We start from the raw sequence: 22,984 nt of genomic DNA, 5'->3' as shown, positions 1-22,984 counted from the left end.
CTGATTTTTTTAATAAGGGTTTAAATGTTGTACTAGGTTGATAACATCACAAATTCAAGGATATGAAAAAGTCATTTACAAATCTTGCGGCACTTATAAGTTGCCTGTTTGCATATGAAGTTTATGCAAAAGAAAGTCCTGAAACAAAGAACTCTGGTTGGACAATATCAAAAAAAATATATTCCTCATATTCAGATTCTTTAGTGAAATCTTCACAGAAAGAAGATCATCTTGTTACCATTAATGGAAAATTATTAGCTGCGGACTGGACAAAAGCGCCCAACAGTTATATTTTTGACCCAACACAAAGCAGCAGTGGTATTTACATTCCGGTAAAAAAAGCTTATGCAATGTGGGGACAGGATAAATTACTGGGCGGAACAGGAATTCCTTCCGGTAAAATAACGGCTGATGTTCTCTGGGAAGACGTTCATGGCTTAATAAAATCGGATACTGTTTATCAGCTTGAGATAATAGATTCCGGAGAATATGCTAAAATTAAAGTTCCGGTAAATAAATCTAAAAAGGGAAATGCTGTCATTGCTTTCAGAGTAGATGGAGAAATCTATTGGTCGTGGCACGTTTGGGTTACAGATGACCCTTCCAACGGCTCTGCCTATAAAAGTTATCCCGAGGTGAAAAGACAAAAAGCAGACGGAACCATCGAAACGATTCCCGATGAGGAATGGAAATGGATGGACAGGAATCTTGGAGCGATAAGCAGTTCCGTCACAGCAAACGACTGGAACAGGAACGGAGGACTGCTGTATCAGTGGGGGAGAAAAGATCCTATTCCACCTTTGGTTTACCGGGGGAATGATTTCTACGAAGTTTCAGGATCAATAGGAAGGGTTAGACATAGGGGAGCCAAAAACTTTACAGGAGCTGCTAATTTTGATAATTTAAGAAAATTTGTACTGCTTTCCAATGCAACGGTTTCCAATAATCTGAAGCTTTCGGTAAAAAATCCTTTGAGTTTAATCTACGTCAATAAAGATGATAACTCAGGAATTGCTTATTATAACAACAATGCAAATCTGATGGTGAACTGGTTTGGCAGAATGCCGGGCTTAAATGACAGCCAGTTACCGGAACTCAATCTTTGGTCAGATAATTCTCTGGGGAAAGTTACTTCAGGATATAATAAAGATACTGCTGCGCAGCCTTACCGGAGTAAATCTCCTTACGATCCCTGTCCTAACGGATGGCGGATTCCTTCGGTATTGGTAGCCAATTTAGCGTCGTCTGCTTATGTTGATGATATCCGGGTGGATTTTTCTCCGTTCGGCGTAAGAACAAATATGTCCAAAAATGTTTTTGAAAGCAATAATTACCATAAAATAAAGCCTACGGATTCGGGAACGCCAAGTTTTATGACCAATTTTAAGCTGTATCCAAATTTCGGCTATGATCTTTCAAATGCAGGAGGCTTGGATATGGGAATTTTTCCCGGAACGGGAGCAATTGTTTGGAATGCGCATCAGGGGCAGTTTACGGATCAGCATCAGACCACCTTATGGACGGCAACGATGGCAAGACATTTTGATGCCACGCCTTCGGTAGGAGCAAGAACACTGTTTTTAATTCCTGATAAAATGCAGTCGGATATTCCGGATTCTAATTATCCTGATGTAAAAGGTCGGTACTGGTATTTTCCGCTTGCCGGAAATTCTACAACGGATGCCGCAGGCTGTAGATGTATAAAAGATCCTCTGTATGTGGTAAACGAATATGATTTCCCCACAGAGTATATCGTTTCCGAAACTGAATATCGTGAAGGTTTGAATAACCCGAATACGTATCAGGTGGTAAAAAATACCTCATCTTTTACCGTAGAAATTCCTGTAAGCAAAGCCTTTTCTGTACAAAGTCAGCTTCTGAATAACAAAGATATTTTAAACTCAGTTAACTTTAATAATCTTAAAGCCAATGTTCTGTGGACAACCAATACAGGTTTAGTAAATAATGTTACCGTTGTTAATCCTTCACCGGCTTCTCTGGGAGCCATTTCTTCCTCTAAAATTGCAGTTACCATTAATCCAAACCAGAGCGGAAATGCAGTGGTAACTCTGCATAACGGCAGCATCACCAATCCGGTATACTGGTCATGGCATATCTGGGTAACTGATACGGCGGTAGGCTCTTATAATTACACAACCGAATTACCCATAACTTCAGTAACGAACTATGTAAATTATGTTCCGAAGGCAGATAATGTTTTTCAGACAGAATTTATGGATAGAAATCTTGGCGCGACCGATGCCTTTCCTGTTGTGGCGAATCCGTTAACGCCAACTGCAGCAGAACTGGCAAAAATTAAAGCTTCTACAGGACTTCATTATCAGTGGGGAAGAAAAGATCCGTTGCCGATCTTCCAGTATGCAGACGACAGAACGTCTTATCCTGTCTATCTTGGAAATACCGCAAATGGAACTTTAACCTACACAACACTTTCTGCGGCTTCCTATAATGATTTAGCCGGAAATTATATTGTGCCCTACAATACCTACAGCAATTCGGCAAACGCTAATGTTTCGGCGGCGGATAAAATTTCAGACAAAGTTTCCAAAGTATTGTCGTACTCTGTTAAAAATCCATTGGTTTATATGATTCCGAGTGCGTTTGCACCGTATAACAGCACAACTCCTGTTTACACAAACGGAACCGACTGGCTCGCCAATGAGCCGAATCTTGCTCCCGACCGATGGGGAAGAGGAGGCAAAAAATCGCCGTTTGATCCTTGTCCGGAAGGATGGAGGGTTCCTGATCTTACCGGAGTTATGATATCAACGGGGCAGGATTTCGGATTCACTCCATGGTATAAAAAAGATAAAAATGCAGCCACTTCATACAGCATCATTACAGATTATCTGGGACAGAGAGTTAGAAGAAGTGCTTCTGCGAGTTATACCATCGGATATATGTTTAACGATCCGTCTTATAAAACAGGAAACTATCCGAATTCCGGATCGCGTGGTTTCAGAAGTGTAACGGCAAACCAAACGGCAGCAGGAACGTATAATTTCATCAATTATCAGTATCCCGGAGTATGGACTGCTGCCCTGAATTCAAATTATATCGGAAGACCGGTTAATATTTTATTTGACGCCGCTTCTACCGCCAACCGAATGATCGCTTTTCATGATAACAACGATCCGTATTTCGGGATGAGCTGCCGTTGCGTAAAAATTAAATATGATACCGAAGGAAATGAAGAAGGCGTAATTCCTAAGCTTCAGATCACTTCTTTACCGGCTTCAAAGCCTTCTGCTCTTTTAAGTAAAAATGATGTTCAGGCGATTAAAGAAGATAAGATTTCATTCTTTCCGAATCCTGTGAAAGAAGAACTTCACATCAAAACACCGGATAACAGAGAGGGATATTATTATCAGATCTACAATATGTCCGGACAACTGGTAAAATCCGGAAAATTTGAAAACGGAAAAACCAGTCTTTCGTCATTAATAACCGGAACCTATTTACTGAGAATTAACGATTCAAAAGAGATAGTAAAAATCATTAAGGAATAATTGATATAAAATAGCAACCCGAAGAGAAATAAAACCGTAATTAAGTTAAAATCATTATTTTTGAGTCTTAAATAATGAAAACAAACTGAAAGCTGTTTTGTTTCTCTTTTTTTGTTCCAAATTTTTCAAAACACATTATGAGGCTAGAAAAAGTCGTATCGAATTTCAATATTAAAATTGGTATCTATTTTTTAATTGCCGTTACGGCTGTTTATACGCTTGTATTCACCTACTATTATAATTTTAAGGACGACGGATATATTCTTGGAGACTGGCTCATTAATTATCAGGACGGCGGTTTCAAAAGAAGGGGGCTTTCCGGAAGTTTCTTTTTCCTGTTGCAGGATCTTACAGGATTACGGCTGAATTATCTGGTTTATTTTGTTCAGTTTTTAATTATTTCAGGGTTTTTCTGGCTGTATACCAAACTCATCCGGTATAAAGCCACCGATTTGCTTTATTTTTCACTTTTACTGTCTTCCATTGGTTTTGTGGGACTTTTAAATACGGTAACCTATGTCGGAAAAAAAGAATTTATTGTTTTTCTCCTATTTACTTGGTTTACTTATTTATTAGATAATGATAAACTCTCGAAGAATAAGGAGTATTTCTTCTGTATCGCACTTTTTATAACGACATTTCTGCATGAGGTTGTTTTATTTTACGTACCGTATTTTGCGATAGCTCTATATCTTAAAACGGGAAAATTTGAATTTAAAAGATATATCAAATATTTTCTTTCTGTCGGAATTCCTACCATTCTGATTCTTGCTTTTGGTAAAAATGTAAACGAAGGAAGATCTCTTCAGATTCTTTTTGAAAGAGGAGTTCATCCCACCTATGGTATTTTTTACTGGAACATTAATGAAAGAGATTACATTAAAGAACACAGCAGTGAATATATTCTCTATTTTTTAAGTTTAGCGATAAGTATTTTTCATATCGGTTATTATTTAAAATTTCTAAACAACCGAAAGATTTTATCTATATTATTAATCGGAGCCTTTTTGTTTTCATTTCCCCTGTTTTATCTTGCCATTGATTGGGGAAGATGGATGTACATTCATATGATGATGATGATTGTTCTTTTTGCTTTGCTGTTAAGGAAGGAACGCATCATTTACGCATTCGAACCGATTGTTATTAACCGTAAATTTTACATCACCCTTTTCATCATTATTTTCTCATTATTATATAGAGTAGAAATGTCAGGAAAAGGCTTTACTTTCGAAGGAATTATCTACAGAGTCTTCGTTGCGCCGCTTGAATTATTAAATAAAATGTAATTCAAAAAAACTATCTAATAAAAAAACTTTACTTTTGCAAAAATTTCTGGAATGTCGAAAAATTTAGTAATCGTTGAGTCACCGGCAAAAGCAAAAACTATTCAAAAGTATTTAGGTAAGGATTTCGAGGTAAAATCAAGCTTCGGACACATCCGGGATTTGCCTAAAAAAGGAATGGGGATTGATCTGTCGACCTTCAGTCCGGATTACGAAGTTTCTGCCGACAAAAAGAAATTGGTAACCGAACTGAAAGCTGCCGTGAAAAAAGCCGATATGGTCTGGCTAGCTTCCGATGAGGACCGTGAAGGGGAAGCTATTGCATGGCATTTGGCAGAAGAGCTGAAACTGAAGCCCGAAAACAGAAAAAGAATTGTTTTCCACGAGATTACCAAAAATGCCATTCTGAAATCTATTGAAAATCCGAGAGATATTGATCAGAATCTCGTCAACGCTCAACAGGCAAGAAGAGTTCTCGACAGGATCGTAGGTTTTGAAATGTCTCCGGTTCTCTGGAAAAAAGTAAAACCGGGATTATCTGCCGGAAGAGTACAGTCCGTTGCCGTAAGATTAATTGTGGAAAGAGAAAAAGAAATCCGTGAGTTTGTACCGAAAGCAAGTTTTAAACTTGACGGAATCTTTTTAAATAAAACACAGCAGGAAATTTCTGCGAAACTTAAAAAGGATTTCGATAAAGAAGAAGAGGCTGAAAAATTCCTTGAACAGGCAAAAACCACCGAGTTTAAAGTTTTAAATGTTGAAACAAAACCCGGAACACGTTCAGCTTCTGCACCTTTTACCACTTCTACATTACAGCAGGAAGCTTCTTCAAGACTAGGATATAATGTAACCAACACCATGCGCCTTGCACAGAGACTATACGAAGAAGGATACATTACCTATATGAGAACCGACTCGGTAAACCTTTCTCAGGAAGCGATTGAAGGCGCAAAAAAACAAATTATCTCAGAATACGGAGCGGAATATTCTGCACCGAGAAATTATACTACAAAATCGGCTTCTGCACAGGAAGCGCACGAGGCGATCCGTCCTACAGATTTTGCTGTGAAAACAGTAGGAGATGCCCAGTTGAACAGATTATACCAGTTAATCTACAGAAGAACACTCGCTTCTCAGATGGCAAATGCTAAAATTGAGAAAACAGTGATTGAAATCGGGAACGCAAAACTTCCGCAGCATTTCGAAGCACAGGGTGAAGTCATTATTTTCGACGGTTTCCTAAAGGCTTACGGAATTGTAAAAGCTGAAGAAGATGACGAAGAAAACAACGAAAAATTGCTTCCTAAAGTAACCGTAGGAGAAACTTTAGACTATAAAAAAATAACGGCAACCGAAAAATTCACAAGACCGAGCGCAAGATATACAGAAGCCGGACTGGTAAGAAAACTGGAAGAATTGGGAATAGGTCGTCCATCGACGTATGCACCGACCATTCAGACCATCCAGAATCGTGAATATGTGGATAAAAGAGAAATTGAACCGCAGACAAGAGAAGTGGTGAAAATTTCTTTGGCAAATGATACCATTAAAAAAGAAGTCCTTGATGAAAGATTCGGAGGAGATAAAAATAAATTCGTTCCAACGGACACGGGTGAAGTGGTAAGTAATTTCTTGACGGATAACTTTAAAGAAATCTTAGATTACGGCTTTACGGCAAGAGTAGAAGAAAGTTTCGACGAAATTGCAAACGGTGACCAGAAATGGAAAGAGATGATGACGGATTTCTACTCAAAATTCCATCCGAGAATTGAAGATGTGGAAGAAAATGCAGACCGTGCAACCGGAGACCGACTTCTGGGAGTAGATCCGAAAACAGGGAAAAATGTTCACGCAAGAATCGGAAGATTCGGAGCAATGATCCAGATCGGGGAAACAGACGATGAAGAAAAACCGATTTTCGCCTCGTTAATGGCAGGGCAGAATATCGCAACCATTACTTTTGAAGAAGCACTGGAACTGTTCAAGCTTCCATTCGATTTAAATGAAGTGGACGGACAGCCGGTTTCTGTGGGAGTCGGAAGATTCGGACCGTATGTGAAATGGGGAGAAACGTTCATCAGCATTCCGAAAGGAGAAGATCCGCTATCTGTAGATCAGAAACGTGCAGAAGAGATCATCAACGAAAAGAAAATTGCCGATGCGCCGATTGCCACTTACAAAGGGGAACCGGTAACGAAAGGAACGGGAAGATTCGGACCTTTCATCAAGTACAAAGACATTTTTGTAAACGTTCCGAAGCGATACGATTTTGAAAACCTTTCTCAAAGCGACATCAATGAATTAATTGATGCCAAACTGGAAAAAGAAGCGAACCGATACATTCAGCAATGGGAAAAAGAAAAAATCTCTATTGAAAACGGAAGATGGGGACCGTTTGTTAAATTCGGAAAAGCGATGTTTAAGATTCCGAAGAAAGCCGACGACACCAAGTATGAAGGCGAAGAGCTAAAAGAAATTTCTCTCGATGAGGTTAAAAAATGGATTACCGACCAGGATCCGAAAGCTTTTGCAGAGAAAAAGAAACCTGCGGCGAAGAAAGCTACAACCGCTAAGAAAACAACCACTACCAAAAAGGCAACTACAACAAAGAAGCCTGCCGCAAAAAAGTAGGGATTTTTAAGAATAGAAAAGCACAGATTTGGGTCTGTGCTTTTTGTTTGAAGTCGCATTTTTGATATTATTATCTCCTTTCATAAAAGTAAAAGGTAATGCATCATTTAGAAAAGTCAAATATTCTTTTAAATACTTTGGTTTACATGAAATAGTATCTTTTATGACTTGAGTGTTGCCATAAATTGATAAGAAGAGTAAGATTAAAATAAATTTTCATAGTTCATTAAGTTAAAGATCTTGTAATAGGCTTTTTTATTGCTTAGTAAAAATACTTATCTCAAATTGTTCTTTTACCGGAATGCCGTATATTTTAGCAGACTTCCATGTGTTAAGTTCTTTCAGTTTGAAAACATTTTCAATGGCTTTTTTTGTATTTTCATCGGTATAACGCAGTATTTCTACTTTCTCTAAATCATTCTGTGTTCCGATTGTAATACGAACTCGGTTTTCTCCTGCTTTAGAATCTACAGGAAGTTTGAATTTATCAAACAGCACTATTCTGAAATTATAAATTCCTTTTGGGAACTCAGCATTCAGTGTCATTATCCCGGAATCATCTATACAGTTTAATTTTTCTCTTTTGCATTTTTCTGAAAACCTTTTCCCTGCCAAATCGAAAGAATTTATTTTTAAAGAATCTTTTTTATTTGCAGGAAAAAGGGTGATGTTTTCTATTCCTGATGAAAGGTAGGAGCTAGACTTTTTCTTTATTGCTGTACAGGAAATTAGTATAACAATAATAAGGGAACCATGTAAAAATAATTTATCTATTTTCATTTTACTTTATAAAAATGCTTATCTCAAACTGTTGCTTTACAGGAACAAGAAATAAGCTTGCTGATTGCCAATTATCTAATGCTTTAAGTTTAAAAAGGTCTTCAATTGTCTGTTTTGTTTCTTCATCTGTATATTTTAGAATTTGTGCTTTCTCCAGATTATTTTGTTTGCCTATGGTTACCAGAACAAGATTTTCTCCGGATTTTGCTTTTTTAGAAACTTTAAAATTTTCATAAATAGATTGTCTGAAAGCACTTGTACCTCCTCTGAATTCTGCAAGATTTTCCATTTCAAAACAGTAAGCACCTTTTTTGATCTCAGTTTTAGAACGGTTTATTTTCAGAGACTCTTCATGCGAAACAACATATTTTGTGTTTTCCAATTTTTCCCAAATAATGTTGGTATCTTACCGAGCATCTTAAACAAAATAAGTAATTGCGTAGAAGATGATATTTTTCCTATTGTTATATTGCGGAATAGCCATTGCAATTATTTCCGTTTATTCCTACAAATTTATAAAGAAGGTAATTGTGTTACTTGAACTTTTTTTGCCTCATTTTTATTATTTAGAATATAAACATTTTTAAATTGACTAAAAACCCATAATAGATTATCAATAGAGCTATTTTTTAATTCTTCGTATGTAATAAAATTTTGAATAGTAGTTTTGTCAATTTTAGTTGGGTTATTATCATCATTCTTACTTAAATATGATATTTCAATTGTTGGTGTAGAGCATCCTGGTATAATTATATGTCTTGATAATTTTCCAGAAGGTAAAACTTCAAATCTAATTCTTTTCCCCCCGTTACAAGGCGCTCCTATTTCAATTAGATAGGTTTCTAATCTTATATTCTTAGCTAACAGTTGATGCTTCGGGAGGGAAGGCATTTCTATATAAAGATTTTCACCTTTGTACAGGTTTATTTCACTTCCAATTTGAGAATAGACTAGAGAAATTGAAAAGCACAAAAAAATAAATATTAGTTTTTTCATTTAATCAATAAAATAAATATTCTTATTTCTAATGTCTTTTATATAAAAATATATCTTTCACAGTTTTATCTACATACAAGTTACGCTTATCGTTATTAAAGTGTTTGCCATTTCTATTTATATAATCTTTTATCTGATAATTAGATATTGGACTATCCCAAGTAATGATCACTTTAGTCTTTTTTCGATTATTTGGATTAACGACAGTGAATATTGTTTGTAAAACATCTTTTTTGGGGCTAATACAGATATTTTTCACCGTAATAATTTTCATTGATGCTGTCCTTAAAAAACATAAAAAATAAAAAAAAGAGGTATTTACAATAGTAGATTTATTTTCTATTAAATACGAATTAATAAAAGTAGAAGGATTTAATTTATTAGAAAAATAATGATTTACACTAATATTTAATCCGCCATCCGATATCTCTAATTTTTTAATCACATATTTTTTGTATTCATTCTCAACACTGTTTATATTATAAAATCCATTCTTCATTTCTTCTCCTTTAAAGATTGAGTTATTTTCCCAAACAATATTCATTTTATAATGACTGTTAAATGGCTTTTCAGTATCAACAAACCAAAATTGTGTACTATGGTTACAGCCGTTATTTTGTGTATATAATCTTTTGGGGTTCAAGATATTCATGTCATTTAAAAGTTTTGAAAACGGCTGTCCAATATAATTGATTCTGTTCATTTCAAAATGTTTTAAGTAAATAAGAGTGTCTGCTACTTGTGCATTCACTTCACAAAAAGAAACTACTACAGATATAAATAAAATTATTGCTTTCATTTAATTAGTTATATATATGGAAATATTCTTTACAATCTTACTTCCATAATAACTTCTTTCATCATCAGTAAAATAAAAATGATTTTTATTTTCATAATATTCTGTTTCTGTTGCAGGAAGTGGAGTTTCCCAGGTAATAATCATATTCACTGTTCCGATATTAAATGCGTTATCCATATTATTAAATTTTATAAGTGAATAACGAGGTTGATTTGTCCATAATGCTTTAGGCTGTAATAAAGTCATCTCATTGAGGAGTTTTGAAAAAGGTTGTCCAATATAATTGATTCTGTTCATTTCAAAATGTTTTAAGTAAATAATAGTGTCTGCTACTTGCCCATTCACTTTACAAGAAATAAAACTACTTATTATAATTAGAAAAAATATTTTATCTATTTTCATTTTACTTTATAAAAATACTTATCTCAAATTGTTCTTTTACCGGAATGCCGTATATTTTAGCAGACTTCCATGTGTTAAGTTCTTTCAGTTTGAAAACATTTTCAATGGCTTTTTTTGTATTTTCATCGGTATAACGCAGTATTTCTACTTTCTCTAAATCATTCTGTGTTCCGATTGTAATACGAACTCGGTTTTCTCCTTCTTTAGAATCTACAGGAAGTTTGAATTTATCAAACAGCACTATTCTGAAATTATAAATTCCTTTTGGGAACTCAGCATTCAGTGTCATTATCCCGGAATCATCTATACAGTTTAATTTTTCTCTTTTGCATTTTTCTGAAAACCTTTTCCCTGCCAAATCGAAAGAATTTATCTTTAAAGAATCTTTTTTATTTGCGGGAAAAAGTGTGATGTTTTCTATTCCTGATGAAAGGTAGAAACTAGATTTTTTCTTTATTGATGTACAGGAAATTAGTATAACAATAATTATGGAACCATGTAAAAATAATTTATCTATTTTCATTTTACTTTATAAAAATGCTTATCTCAAACTGTTGCTTTACAGGAACAAGAAATAAGCTTGCTGATTGCCAATTATCTAATGCCTTAAGTTTAAAAAGGTCTTCAATTGTCTGTTTTGTTTCTTCATCTGTATATTTTAGAATTTGTGCTTTCTCCAGATTATTTTGTTTGCCTATGGTTACCAAAACAAGATTTTCTCCGGATTTTGCTTTTTTAGGAAGTTTAAAATTTTCATAAATAGATTGTCTGAAAGCACTTGTACCTCCTCTGAATTCTGCAAGATTTTCCATTTCAAAACAGTAAGCACCTTTTTTGATCTCAGTTTTAGAACGGTCTATTTTCAGAGAATCTTCATGCGAAACAACATATTTTGTATTTTCCAAAGTTCCCAAATAATGTTGTTGTCTTGTTGAGCATCTTATGAACAAACAAAGTATAATTGCATAGAATATGATATTTTTCATAACTTTTACGTAGAATAAAACCACCAAAATTAATTGGTGGTTCAATAAAATTATTTATTTGGGATTATTACTCATGTCATGTAATCCTCTTACATACCAAAATTCTATTTTTTCTATAATCAAATTTTTATAAAAATTTTCTGCTACGGTGTTCCAATGAGAATGATAACTATTATTTAATATTACAGTTGCTTCTTGGAAATTAAAAGGCTGTTGAAAGTAAATATTTATGTGAGGTTCGGCATAATTATTATTATATCTCCCAGTCCTTATTTCACTATTCCAAATAAAGCTTAACTGTAATAATTTTGCGCCATCAAAAGGGGCGGGCTCATATTCTTTAACGATAATATTATTTTGATTCAATGCCTGTAAAAATACCGAAAGCGGTTGCCCATAATAATTAGTTTTGTTCGGAATTATATTATTAAGTTTGTTTATGGTTTGTGTATAAAATGCTGGATATTCCCCAATTGTCATTGGTTCATCCGGTATTTGCGCTATAATAGAATTAAAAGATAAAAATCCTAAAAATATAATAAGTTTCGTTTTCATAATTGATAATATTAATTGGTTACGGACAAGGTTGAGCCTTATATCCGGTTATTTTTTTTCCTCCAGATGATGATATCTCATGTTGAAAGGACACAGGTTTAAGTGGTTTTAAGTTCCCATTAGCGTCTGCTTTCGCAAAACTAATTCCTGTATCGTATTTCTCTAAAATTTGTGCATAAGCCGATTCCATCCCATCATCCTGACTGGTGCCAGAATATGATGGTAATCTTCCTGTCATATAGTGTTTATAAATCTCCAAAAAATCTCTTCCAACTGAAGATGCTTCATTAAATATTCTTCCTTCATCGGTAGTATTACTTGCAAAAGGGAAGGCTGCTACAAAAGCTATTGCCTTTGCTCTGTCATTTACTACAAATGCATATTGCGAGCCATTGTAACTAAAAACGGAAGATCCTTGATAAGAAGGGTAATCTCTCGCATTTTCTAAAGTTGAATATAAATCTCTGGCAGAAGGAGGTGCAGCTCCATGGTCTGGATGGGTGTGCACACTAGCAAGATAGTTGCCTACAGGAGGGATTATTATAGATACGTGACCGGGGTCATTTGGATCATTGTTCGTATAGGGAGTTTGGGCTACATTACTATTTCCAGTATTAATAATTGCTGCTCCATATTCATAATGATTAGTAGCTGCATAATTTTTTAATGCATTCATTTCACTGGAAATATTAGAATCGTGTAAAAGTGTATTAATATTTCCAACAGGAACTTGAGCTTTGGCGCAGGGATTACTTAAATTCGGGATATTCGGAGAAGTAGGAACTCCTGTACATCCGTCACCGGAATCATACCCAATTCCTGAAGCGGGAGTCTGTGGTCCTGTAAGAACTCCGTTTCCATTGCATGGAGTAGATGAACCACCTTCTTCTCCGCCGCCTCCACCGCCGGGAAGATCAGGAAAATTTGGATTCCAAGGATTATCAGATCCGCCGGAAGTATCGGTACATACTTCTGTAATTACATACACCAGTTCCGAAGGCTGGTTTGCCGTACATTCAGGATATTGCTCTCCATGATGATGCATGTTTTCGCTGCATTCGGTATAGTAAAAGTTAATCTCCAGATGGCAATCCTGCGTTTTGGAAGTTATTCCGCTTTGGAAGCTTCCGGTTTCTAAAGACTGATACGTCACTTTATTTTTGGTATCCACTGTTCCGCCAGATCTCAGGATCTCTTTTTCCTGATCCGTAATATAATAAGAAACCAGAATTTCCCTGTATGTACCATCTGAAAGCGGGCTTAATACCAGATTTTCCACCGGCGCATTTGCGGGTGCATTTTCTCTGATGATATTAAAGGTGTAGGTATGGTAATTCGGTCCGTTTTCGATATAGATTACATCATTGGTATCAATGGAGGTTCCGTTACCGTAGTCGATTATTTTTCCGGCAACATTAGATTTTACAGATCTCAGCAAAGTCTGGGCTTCTGAAATTTCAGGAAGAAGCTGTAGTTTATGTTTACTTTCAGCCAGAGACATTCTTCTGGAGGTTAGCTGAAACTGGCTGCTGTTCTCAAAAATTTCTTTTTCAGGAAGCATATCATTCCTGCAGGAGTAAGAAACGAGAAACACTGCCACAAGAGCCAGCCACGAAATCATTTTTCTCTTCATAGTCATTTTGTTTTTAGTGAGTTAAATATAATTCTTTTTTCTATATAGATGCATTATTTTGTCTTTGGGTTGGAAAAGATTAAAATAAAATTTCGATCTATATATGAACAGAGACAAAACTATTATTTATTTTGAGCGGACATCATAAGAATTTTTATATTTTTGATAAAAATTCTTTTAGATATGAGTATAGGAACGAAAGTAAGACAGTACAGGGAAGCGAAAAACTGGTCGCAGGAAGATCTTGCCATGCGTCTTGATACCACGCAGACCACAATCTCGAATATTGAGTCTGACAAAAATATTCCCAACTCTTTACTGCTGAATAAAATTGCTCAGGAACTGGAAGTTAATATTAATGATCTCCTTAATGATGCATCTACAATTATTACTGATAATGAACTTCATGACCAATCAGCAATAAATCAATACAATCCTGTCTTTAATATTCAGTCTCCTGAAATGCTGGAAGCGATCCTGAAAAATCAGGAGCAGATAGCAAAACTTATCGATTCACAAAATAAATTGATAGAAAAACTGTTAAAAGAAAAATAGGGAGAAGCATTCTCGGGCAGAGATTACTAAAACCCAAACAGGTTCTTGGTTTCTCGGGATGAGAAAATTCAGCCTGAAAGAGAGGCACTCCGTCTCGCTCCGAGAAAGTGTAAACCCAAACGGTTTGGCTTCGTCTCGGGCAGAGAAAGTATAAACCGAAAAATAAAGACACAATTATACAGCAGATAAAAAAAATTAATTCCAAAAAAAACATAACCATGGAAAAACTAAAACTTACTTCGGTACACATCCCGTCGTTACATCATGCAGAATTTGGGCAGTTCATCGTTCGTTTCTTTGAAGATTTTGCCCAGACGTCCTTAGACGCCAATACAGACGGAGACTTTAAAACGCTGTTTGATAAAATTCAGAATCAGCTCCCTGCCTACAACAGCGCACTGGACCAGATACGCGCGAGTGAAGAAACCGAAAAAATTGCCGGTGCAGATAAAGTAAGAGACAAAGATGTACAGGCTCTTAAAGATTCTTTAAAACCTTACAGGAATGCAAAAACAGAAGCGGAAAAAGATGCTTATACTTCCCTGAAGCTTTTACTGGACCAGTACAAAGGAGTAGAAGATGCCGCTTATGAAGAAGAAACCAATAAGCTGAACACACTGCTTGGTAAGCTCGTTTCCCCCGAATACAATTCTCATGTAGCCACATTGGGGATTGTAAAATTTGTAAATCATCTGGCAGATTCCAACACCGCTTTTAATGATCTGTTTTCTCACCGTTCTTATCAGACATCGCAAAAGCAGGTGTATGATGTAAAAGCACTGCGAAAAACCTTAACAGATGATTACAGACAAATGACAGACTATATCTCTGTAATGGCAAACTTAAAAGCTGATCCTTTCTACAAGGATGTTCTGGCGGTTGTTAATAATTCGAGAAAGTATTTCTCTGATGTACTTGCCAAAAGAAAAGGGAAGCCGTCTCCATCCCCTGAAAAATAAATATTTAAAATAGAAAAGCACAGATTTGGGTCTGTGCTTTTTGTTTTTCTATGAATTCATCTTTAAATTAAAACAATAATTCTTTCTCTTTTAATCGAATACAGGTTTATTTATCAAATGATTTTATAAATTTGAGAAAACAAAAAAATGAAGGAAGCCCAAAATATATATCAGCCGATTATAGATTATTTTGAACGTGTTGCCGCTTTAGATGAAACCGAAAAAGATCTTGTTAAAGAGTTGTTTACCTATCATAGCTTTAAAAGAAAGGAATTTTTATTGTGCGAGGGAGAAATCTGCAATAAGTTCTGTTTTATTGTAAAAGGCTGTATGCGGATGTATATGATCGATGAAAAAGGGACCACTCACATTCTTCAGTTCGCTGCTGAGAACTGGATTATTGTTGATGCTTTAAGCTTTAGACAGCGTACTGCTTCAAACCTCAGTATTGATACCCTGGAAGCTTCCGAAGTTCTGTACATTACACCCGAAAACTTAAAGTTGTTATATGAAAAAGCGCCGATATTCAATTATATTATTCGTGATCTGCTGGAGAAACATTTAACAACCATCCAAAGAAGGCTTTTGCAATACATGAGTTCTACGGGTGAGGAAAGATATCTGGCTTTCCTGAAAACATATGCCCAATTTGCCAACAGGCTTCCGCAAACCCAGATTGCAGCTTATTTGGGCATTACTCCGGAGCATTTAAGTAAAATACGCAAAGATATTACCAAACCCAGACATTTTATTTCTTAAGATACATTAAGGGTAAGAGGCACTGTGCCGTTCTACATTTGCATTATCAAATTAAAATAAATGAAAATGCAAAATGTACTGATTGTCTCCGGACACCCCGATTCAGAAAATTCTTATGCCAATACAGCCGTTTTAGAAAATATTTTAAAACTGTTTCCCGATGCCGGAATAAGCCGTTTAGACCAGCTTTACCCCGATTTTCAGATTGACGTAAAATCTGAGCAGGAAAAACTTGTAAATGCGGATGTCATTATTTGGCAGTTTCCCCTGCACTGGTATTCTTTTCCGGCTTTGATGAAAAAGTATATTGATGATGTGTATGCTTTCGGTTTTGCGCACGGCGCAGGCGGAGATAAGCTGAAAGGTAAAAAGCTGATTCTGTCATTCACTACAGGCGCATCAGAAGATCTGTATGATTATGGAAAAGCAATGAATTATCCGATTGGGGATTTTCTGCCTCCGCTTATCCAGACTGCAAAACTTTGCCGGATGGAAATTCAGGAGCCTGTTTATTCCATGGGAATGCAATATATACCCGGCGTTTATCCCTTTGAAACTTTAGAAATTATAAAAGCCAAGGCTAAAGATCATGCCCACAGATTAGCTACCCTGATAAGTGAAATGCTAATGACTAAGAAAGATTAAACACAAATTTCATTCATAGAATTATATAACAAACTAAAAATAAATTCAAACAAAACAAAAAGATGAATACAGTATTAAAACCCGTTCTTTGCGTTGTTACAAGCAATAATGTAAAAGGATCTACAGGTATTCCGACAGGATTCTGGCTGAGCGAATTAACGCACGTTTTAGAACAACTGGAAAAATCAGGTGTACCCTATGAATTAGCTTCTGTTAAAGGTGGGGAACCTCCCGTTGATAAAGACAGCCTAGATGTGTCTGATCCCGTAAATGAACATTATCTGAATGATGCGGAATTTCAGCATCAGTTAAAAAATACCATTAAGATCGACGATGCAGATGCTTCCGGATATTCCGCAGTATTTTTTGCAGGCGGTCACGGTACTATGTGGGATTTTGCAGACAGCGAAGGCATAAAGAAAGTGACGAAAGAAATTTATGAAAACGGAGGCGTTGTTTCTGCGGTTTGTCACGGTCCTGCAGCATTAGTGAACGTTACATTAAGCGACGATACGTATCTGGTAGACGGTAAAAAATTAGCTGCTTTTACCAATGACGAAGAAGCGGAAGTTCAGGCTACGGATATCGTTCCTTTTCTTCTGGAAACCGCTTTGATTAATCACGGAACATTGCATCATGCAGCATCGAACTGGACGAAAAACGTAATTGCAGACGGACGTCTTATTACAGGACAGAATCCGGCTTCCGCAGCAGGTGTGGGAGAAGAACTTGCAAGACAGCTTACCAATAACAGCAAATAAAATTCAACAATGAAAAATTTACCAAAAATAGCATTGGGAACATGGTCCTGGGGAGCAGGTTTTGCAGGAAGCGATCAGGTTTTCGGAAACCACTTAACCACCGGTGAGTTAAAACCCGTTTTTGATGAGGCAGTGAAATCCGGACTTAACCTGTGGGATACGGCACTGGTTTACGGCATGGGATCTTCCGAAAAAGTACTGGGAGAATTTATAAAAGATTATCCGCGTGAAGATCTGTTCATATCAACTAAATTTACCCCTCAGTTTGCAAAAGAATCGGCGAATCCTGTGGAAGAAATGCTTCATCAAAGTTTTGAAAACTTAGGAGCAGAGTATGTCGATTTTTACTGGATTCACAATCCCGTAGGAGCGCCCAAATGGGTTTCTGGTCTTATCCCTTTGCTGAAAAGCGGAAAGGTGAAGAATGTGGGAGTTTCCAATCATAATCTGGAGCAAATACAACAGGCGAATGATATTCTGGCAAAAGAAGGTTTTAGAATCTCTGCCGTTCAGAATCATTACAGTTTATTGTACCGTTCTTCGGAAGATGCGGGAATTTTAGACTACTGCAACCGCAACGATATCACGTTTTTCGCGTACATGGTTTTGGAGCAGGGAGCTTTATCGGGAAAATACAATACGCAGAATCCTTTGCCTGAAGGAAGCGGAAGAGGCAATACCTACAATAAGATACTTCCTCAGTTGGAAGAATTAACGGATGCAATGCGCATTATTGGAGAGCATAAAAATGCTTCAGTTGCACAAATTGCTGTCGCGTGGGCGATCGCGAAAAAAACGTTGCCCATTATTGGTGTGACAAAAGCTGCTCAGGTAGAGGAGATGCTGAAAGCATCTGCTATAGAGCTTTCTCAGGATGAAATGAATACTATTGAAACACTTGCCCGAAATGCAGGCGTGGATACCAAAGGTTCCTGGGAAGAATCTATGGTGTAGTATTTTGCTTCCCCTTTAAAAATATAAATGTATTTCTTAAGATAGATTAAGGGTAAGAAACAGATACGCAGCCTAAATTTGCAGTATTAAAACAGTTGATAACAATTTAAAATGATAAAAAAATGAAAACAGTAATCGCAAACGTAATTAACGATTTAGCTAAAATTCCAAATCTGGACGAATTAATGCCTAAAGAAATGGCAAGAGCAACAGAACTGGTAGAACAGGGAACATTAAAACATCTGTTTATAAAAGATGATCATATGGGAGCCGTATTGGTTTTAGCAAATGTAAATGCAGAAGAAGCCAAAAAAGTAATGGAGTCTTTCCCGATGTTTCCTCATTTTCAGGAAGTGATCTATACAGAAACAGAACAGTCGTTTTAAACCTTAAATAATAGAAAGCCAGTAGTATTGCTGACTTTCTATTTTTACTAAAAAGAGTTTTTTGTTCTGAACGTTTCTGCAGGCAAACCATTCATTTAAATAGGATAGGCACAAAGATCAAAAATAAAATACGGAAAAAATGAATCTCAAGATCACAATAAACAGCAAAGTATTTAAGGTTAATTTACAGGATAACGCCACTGCTAAAGCCTTTAAGGAATTATTGCCTCTTACGCTTGATATGAAGGAACTTAACAGCAATGAAAAGTATGCGGAATTGCCTGAATCTTTGCCTGTTAAAGCATACAGTCCCGGTAAGATTCAGAATGGAGATCTCAGGCTTTATGGAAACAATGTTGTCGTGTTGTTTTATAAAACGTTTTCCACTTCTTACGCTTATACCAAAATTGGAAATGTAGATCATGCAGATGATTTGGCGAATACTTTAGGCTCAGACAATGTACTCGTAAAATTTGAATCAGACTCACCCATATGAAACCGTTTATAATGAAAAATAGAGTCAAAATATTTATCATGACCTTATTCGCTTTAGGAATCTCCTTCAGCCAGGCTCAGCAGTCAAAAACTAAAAAAATAAACACAATGGAACATTCAGACCAATATACTTTCCTTTTGCACGAAAATGTACTTCGCAAAAAAGTAAGCTTCAAAAACCGTTACGGAATTACCCTTGTGGGAGATCTCTATACTCCAGAAAATGCGGGCAACAAAAAACTTCCTGCATTGGTGGTGAGCGGACCTTTCGGAGCCGTGAAAGAACAGTCGTCAGGATTATATGCGAACGAACTGGCTTCCCGCGGTTTTATCACCTTAGCTTTTGATAATTCTTTCACAGGAGAAAGCGGAGGTGAAGTCCGTAATGTCGCTTCGCCCGATATTTTTACGGAAGATTTTTCGGCGGGAGTAGATTATTTAGGATTATTGCCGAATGTAGACCGTGAAAAAATTGGGGTTATGGCAATCTGCGGATTAAGCGGAATGGCGTTAACTGCCGCGACAAGCGACAGCCGGATAAAAGCTGTAGCAACGGCTTCTATGTACGATATGTCCCGAAGCATTTCAAAAGGATATGCCGATTCTTATACTGATGAACAGCGTCACAAAATTATCGATTATCTGAGTGAACAACGCTGGACAGACGCGAAAAACGGTACATATGATGTGGCTTTGCATGAAATTCCGTTTGATGATAAAGGAAAATTAATCATTATAAAAAGCGGATTGCCGGATCAGCTTCCTCCCGATTCCAATCCTGTTTTAGCGGCATTTTACGATTATTATAAAACGCCGAGAGGATTTCATCCGAGATCTGTTAATTCTACAACAGCTTGGACGGCTACAACGCCGGTTGCGTTCTTCAATTTTCCCATGGCAGCCAATATAAAAATGATTTCACCGCGTCCGATCTTGTTGATTGCAGGAGAAAAAGCGCATTCCCGTTACTATTCTGAAGATGTCTATACATCAGCTTCCGAACCAAAGGAATTGTATATTGTTCCCAACGCTAATCATGTTGATTTGTACGATAAAATGGATAAAATTCCATTTGATAAAATTGAGGCTTTTTTCAAAATGAATTTGAAATAGAACTAAAAGTCTGTCTAAAAAATACCAAGGGAATCCGCCTCAGTTCTGAGGCGGATTCATCTGTTTAGAAATCATATTCGGAAGTCCGGCGTTCCGTAGGAACGCTATCTTGTTAAAATTTTTTTCAGAAGAAAATTTATGATGGTATTTTTATTATTCCCATTGAAATAGATTTTAAATAAAAGATGTTCCGGGATTTCCGCATCGGCAGATATGAATTCAATTATAATGAATCCTTCTGATGATGGGTTGGTGCTAATTTATATTTCAAAGTATATCTAAGTAGCATCATTGAGTATAGATGAGTATATTTCTTTAAGGTTTCCTTTGTGCATTTTCTTTTTATTTGCAAAAAAATGCAATGAAAAAATTAATGTTTTACTTCCGATTTCTCATAAACGGACTTACGGGAACAAATTCCGATGATATTTCTGATAATTTTTTTACGATAACCGGATTCGGCAAGGCTGTATTGTCTATCAATACATCTCTACTGTGTAAGGAATATCCTCTCTAAAAAAAAATCGTGGTTCATCGAAATGAAAATAGTATCAAATTTTAAAGAAATCCATATAGGCTCATATGTTAAAATGAGAGTGGATGAATTGGATATAGATTTAGTACGGATATGCAGTTTTCTGAAATGCTCAGAAGCTGAGGTTGCAGATATGTATAGAAAACAAAGCATAGAATGCAATATACTTTTAAAATGGAGCAAATTACTGAATTACGATTTTTTCAGATTGTATTCCCAACACATTATATTGTATGCTCCACCTGTTAAAGCATCCGATTCCACAAAGATATCGTCTCTTCCGAAATTCAGGAAAAACATATACACTAAGAATCTTATAGAATACATTTTGGAACTTATGAGATCCGGAGAGAAAAGTGCAGATTCTATTATGCGGGAATACGGAATACCCAAGACAACATTATACAAATGGAAAGCTAAGCATGATGAGAACAATTCCTGATTATAAGAAAATTTATCATGACATCATTTTAAAAATATGTCCTGAAAGGGAACCGGAGTTTAAGTATTTTTTAGATAAAGAGACTTTGTTATCCTGGGATATAGTGAAACTGGATAATTTAATTTTTAATAAGAAAGATCAGGACTCTGTAGTATTTAATCAGAGACACCGATCATATGATGATGAGACGATTCTGTATATCATAAAATATCAGAAAGAGCATAAGATGAATAATTCTCATACTTCAAAGTATTTTAGAATCAGCAGAAACACTTTAACGAAATGGAAAAAAATATATAAAATTTAATTATATCAGAAAAAATATAAGTACTGTTTAGAATATTTAAATCATTCATTTCTAAGTTAAATTTTTTATTAGGTACAATCATCCGTCTCACAAACATTTGTGAAACGGATTTTTTATGAACAAAACGATAATTTGTATTGATAAATCTGGGAGTAATATCAATTCTGAGTTCACAAGTATACGTATGCAATTCCGGTCTGATTTTGTCATTCACAGGAAATTATGCCGTGTTTGGTATTCGAATTCTTTAGGGAAACTTCTCTATATTGGTTTTTACAAATTCATAAAGACGTTCTTCAAGGAGCGGCTTCAGGTGGATAAACTTCTCTTCTGCTGCAATAAATTCTTTATTGTTGCGCAGCTCATTGGTGGCTTTTACGTAATTATTATGGTCTTTTGAAGTTTCGTATTTTTCGTAAAAAGAATTTGAAATATTCTGAGCTTTTTCCAGATAATCTGCAAGTTGAGGCAGATTCAGCCTTGTTCTCATTTGTTCCGTTACCATGTCGAGATGATGAAATAAAGCACTCTCAAAATCTTCCCAGTTTTCAAAATAGAGCCATTCCATTACACTTACAAAACTGTATAATTCGATTGGGAAATCTTTTATTTTGTTGGGATCATTCAGAAAATTTCTTTTCCAGTCATATTTTTTTACAATTGCTGAAAAGATTTTATCCAAAGCTTCCTCCTTATCATGATCTTTCTTTAAAATAAGCTCCGTTGTGGTAAAATATTTTTCTTCAATGGTTGTAATGGTCTGTTTAATATCAAAATTATTTTCCCGAAGATGATGAAGAGCAATTTCAGATGGTATTCCGGTCTTATTCACAATGATCGAAATACGTTCTTCTGTAAAATATTTTTCAGCTTTATCTGTATTTCCTTCAGTTTTTTCTAACAAGATCAAACCCTGTCTTTTTCCGACCGGAATTCGCTGCTGTAATATTTCAAGCATGTCTTTATACATTTCATTCATACGGAAAGGATTTTAGGATCAATCAGCCAACCAGTGTGCTGTCGGTAATTTCCCAGTTGTTTATCTCTAAGATTACCTGTGTAGAACCAAATCTAAGCCTTCCAATCGCTATTTTCCAGGATACAGGATCACTGAAACTCTCCGGAAGATCAATTTCATGAATGTTTACAGGCATTTTATAATTTACCAGACCTTTAATATCTTCTGCATGAAAATCTTCAAGATCAGCTCTTGCAAAATCCTTGTATTTTTCTAAATGAACATTGAGCAATTCCAACAGAAAATCAATATGTTCCTCTTTTAATTTTGTGAGTTTAATTTTATTCTCATTTCCGCCGTGTGTTCTTAATTCTTTATTAATGGGGGCTAAAAGTTTTTTTAATTCGTCTCTTTTCGTGCTGCTCATGTATTTTTGTTTTAACGGTTAATTTAGAATCTGTAATTTAAGATTAAAATTTTTATCAGTTTTAAAAGAATAAACGATTTTGATTTTTAAAGT

General features: G+C 35.7%; 25 protein-coding genes. 14 read left to right on the top strand and 11 right to left on the bottom strand.

Annotation, left to right across the window (positions count from 1 at the left end; translation table 11 throughout):
• Positions 1 to 62: 62 nt before the first annotated feature.
• From WFH39_RS15530 to topA, 3 genes are all read left to right on the top strand, one after another.
• Positions 63 to 3,530 carry a T9SS type A sorting domain-containing protein gene (locus tag WFH39_RS15530; protein ID WP_336690522.1) on the top strand — a complete coding sequence of 1,156 codons (3,468 nt, stop codon included), beginning with the start codon at positions 63 to 65 and terminating at the stop codon, positions 3,528 to 3,530.
• 137 nt (positions 3,531 to 3,667) lie between these two features.
• Entirely contained in the window at positions 3,668 to 4,816 is a 1,149-nt protein-coding gene (locus WFH39_RS15525; protein ID WP_336690521.1) for a hypothetical protein, read from the top strand.
• 51 nt (positions 4,817 to 4,867) lie between these two features.
• Positions 4,868 to 7,444 carry a type I DNA topoisomerase gene (gene topA, locus WFH39_RS15520; RefSeq protein ID WP_336690520.1) on the top strand — a complete coding sequence of 859 codons (2,577 nt, stop codon included), beginning with the start codon at positions 4,868 to 4,870 and terminating at the stop codon, positions 7,442 to 7,444.
• Positions 7,445 to 7,699: 255 nt separating this feature from the next.
• Here the strand turns inward: topA and WFH39_RS15515 are convergent, their stop codons facing one another.
• The 9 genes from WFH39_RS15515 to WFH39_RS15475 all read right to left on the bottom strand — a co-directional run bounded on the left by WFH39_RS15515 (position 7,700) and on the right by WFH39_RS15475 (position 13,595).
• The gene (locus tag WFH39_RS15515; protein ID WP_336690519.1) at positions 7,700 to 8,224 is read right to left on the bottom strand and encodes a hypothetical protein; all 525 of its coding nucleotides are present in this window, start codon (positions 8,222 to 8,224) and stop codon (positions 7,700 to 7,702) included.
• A gap of 1 nt (position 8,225) precedes the next feature.
• Positions 8,226 to 8,606, bottom strand: coding sequence for a hypothetical protein (locus WFH39_RS15510; protein WP_336690518.1), 381 nt, complete (start codon positions 8,604 to 8,606; stop codon positions 8,226 to 8,228).
• Positions 8,607 to 8,737: 131 nt separating this feature from the next.
• Positions 8,738 to 9,220: a hypothetical protein gene (locus WFH39_RS15505; RefSeq protein WP_336690517.1), complete on the bottom strand. Its 483-nt coding sequence runs from the start codon at positions 9,218 to 9,220 to the stop codon at positions 8,738 to 8,740.
• A 28-nt stretch (positions 9,221 to 9,248) separates the two neighbouring features.
• Positions 9,249 to 10,019, bottom strand: coding sequence for a hypothetical protein (locus tag WFH39_RS15500; protein ID WP_336690516.1), 771 nt, complete (start codon positions 10,017 to 10,019; stop codon positions 9,249 to 9,251).
• Positions 10,020 to 10,421, bottom strand: coding sequence for a hypothetical protein (locus WFH39_RS15495; RefSeq protein WP_336690515.1), 402 nt, complete (start codon positions 10,419 to 10,421; stop codon positions 10,020 to 10,022).
• 1 nt (position 10,422) lies between these two features.
• The gene (locus WFH39_RS15490) at positions 10,423 to 10,944 is read right to left on the bottom strand and encodes a hypothetical protein (protein ID WP_336690514.1); all 522 of its coding nucleotides are present in this window, start codon (positions 10,942 to 10,944) and stop codon (positions 10,423 to 10,425) included.
• Position 10,945: 1 nt separating this feature from the next.
• On the bottom strand, positions 10,946 to 11,407 hold the full coding sequence (locus tag WFH39_RS15485; protein ID WP_336690513.1) for a hypothetical protein: 462 nt from the start codon (positions 11,405 to 11,407) through the stop codon (positions 10,946 to 10,948).
• Positions 11,408 to 11,461: 54 nt separating this feature from the next.
• Complete coding sequence (locus tag WFH39_RS15480) at positions 11,462 to 11,962, bottom strand: hypothetical protein (protein WP_336690512.1); 501 nt, start codon at positions 11,960 to 11,962, stop codon at positions 11,462 to 11,464.
• A 19-nt stretch (positions 11,963 to 11,981) separates the two neighbouring features.
• Positions 11,982 to 13,595, bottom strand: coding sequence for a hypothetical protein (locus tag WFH39_RS15475; protein WP_336690511.1), 1,614 nt, complete (start codon positions 13,593 to 13,595; stop codon positions 11,982 to 11,984).
• Between the two features lie 183 nt (positions 13,596 to 13,778).
• On the opposite strand from WFH39_RS15475, the gene WFH39_RS15470 reads away from it, so the two are divergent.
• The 11 genes from WFH39_RS15470 (at position 13,779) to WFH39_RS15420 (ending at position 21,506) form a co-directional block, all read left to right on the top strand.
• A complete protein-coding gene (locus tag WFH39_RS15470; protein WP_185207082.1) occupies positions 13,779 to 14,150 on the top strand; it encodes a helix-turn-helix domain-containing protein in 372 nt (123 codons plus the stop codon).
• A gap of 218 nt (positions 14,151 to 14,368) precedes the next feature.
• Positions 14,369 to 15,109, top strand: a complete 741-nt coding sequence (locus tag WFH39_RS15465) for a DUF6261 family protein (protein WP_336690510.1) — start codon at positions 14,369 to 14,371, stop codon at positions 15,107 to 15,109.
• Between the two features lie 147 nt (positions 15,110 to 15,256).
• On the top strand, positions 15,257 to 15,868 hold the full coding sequence (locus WFH39_RS15460; RefSeq protein WP_336690509.1) for a Crp/Fnr family transcriptional regulator: 612 nt from the start codon (positions 15,257 to 15,259) through the stop codon (positions 15,866 to 15,868).
• 60 nt (positions 15,869 to 15,928) lie between these two features.
• Positions 15,929 to 16,513 carry an NAD(P)H-dependent oxidoreductase gene (locus WFH39_RS15455; protein ID WP_336690508.1) on the top strand — a complete coding sequence of 195 codons (585 nt, stop codon included), beginning with the start codon at positions 15,929 to 15,931 and terminating at the stop codon, positions 16,511 to 16,513.
• Positions 16,514 to 16,575: 62 nt separating this feature from the next.
• Positions 16,576 to 17,274, top strand: a complete 699-nt coding sequence (locus WFH39_RS15450; protein WP_336690507.1) for a type 1 glutamine amidotransferase domain-containing protein — start codon at positions 16,576 to 16,578, stop codon at positions 17,272 to 17,274.
• Between the two features lie 9 nt (positions 17,275 to 17,283).
• Positions 17,284 to 18,228, top strand: coding sequence for an aldo/keto reductase (locus WFH39_RS15445; RefSeq protein ID WP_336690506.1), 945 nt, complete (start codon positions 17,284 to 17,286; stop codon positions 18,226 to 18,228).
• Positions 18,229 to 18,350: 122 nt separating this feature from the next.
• On the top strand, positions 18,351 to 18,614 hold the full coding sequence (locus WFH39_RS15440) for a muconolactone Delta-isomerase family protein (protein WP_336690505.1): 264 nt from the start codon (positions 18,351 to 18,353) through the stop codon (positions 18,612 to 18,614).
• A 139-nt stretch (positions 18,615 to 18,753) separates the two neighbouring features.
• Positions 18,754 to 19,110 (top strand): cyclophilin-like fold protein, encoded by a 357-nt coding sequence (locus WFH39_RS15435; protein WP_336690504.1) that lies wholly within the window; start codon positions 18,754 to 18,756, stop codon positions 19,108 to 19,110.
• 11 nt (positions 19,111 to 19,121) lie between these two features.
• A complete protein-coding gene (locus WFH39_RS15430) occupies positions 19,122 to 20,222 on the top strand; it encodes an alpha/beta hydrolase (RefSeq protein ID WP_336690503.1) in 1,101 nt (366 codons plus the stop codon).
• A 539-nt stretch (positions 20,223 to 20,761) separates the two neighbouring features.
• Positions 20,762 to 21,199 carry a helix-turn-helix domain-containing protein gene (locus WFH39_RS15425; protein ID WP_336690502.1) on the top strand — a complete coding sequence of 146 codons (438 nt, stop codon included), beginning with the start codon at positions 20,762 to 20,764 and terminating at the stop codon, positions 21,197 to 21,199.
• A complete protein-coding gene (locus WFH39_RS15420; protein ID WP_336690501.1) occupies positions 21,180 to 21,506 on the top strand; it encodes a helix-turn-helix domain-containing protein in 327 nt (108 codons plus the stop codon). The genes WFH39_RS15425 and WFH39_RS15420 overlap by 20 nt, the downstream gene beginning before the upstream one ends.
• Positions 21,507 to 21,753: 247 nt before the next feature.
• On the opposite strand, the gene WFH39_RS15415 is transcribed toward WFH39_RS15420, so the two are convergent.
• Entirely contained in the window at positions 21,754 to 22,485 is a 732-nt protein-coding gene (locus WFH39_RS15415) for a hypothetical protein (protein ID WP_336690500.1), read from the bottom strand.
• 22 nt (positions 22,486 to 22,507) lie between these two features.
• Positions 22,508 to 22,891 carry a hypothetical protein gene (locus WFH39_RS15410; protein WP_214587490.1) on the bottom strand — a complete coding sequence of 128 codons (384 nt, stop codon included), beginning with the start codon at positions 22,889 to 22,891 and terminating at the stop codon, positions 22,508 to 22,510.
• Positions 22,892 to 22,984: the final 93 nt, after the last annotated feature.

Source organism: Chryseobacterium sp. MMO-72 (assembly GCF_037146035.1).
GTDB classification, from domain to species: domain Bacteria; phylum Bacteroidota; class Bacteroidia; order Flavobacteriales; family Weeksellaceae; genus Chryseobacterium; species Chryseobacterium indicum.
Note: the sequence above shows the minus strand (reverse complement) of the source record. Positions and strands in the feature narration are given on the sequence as shown.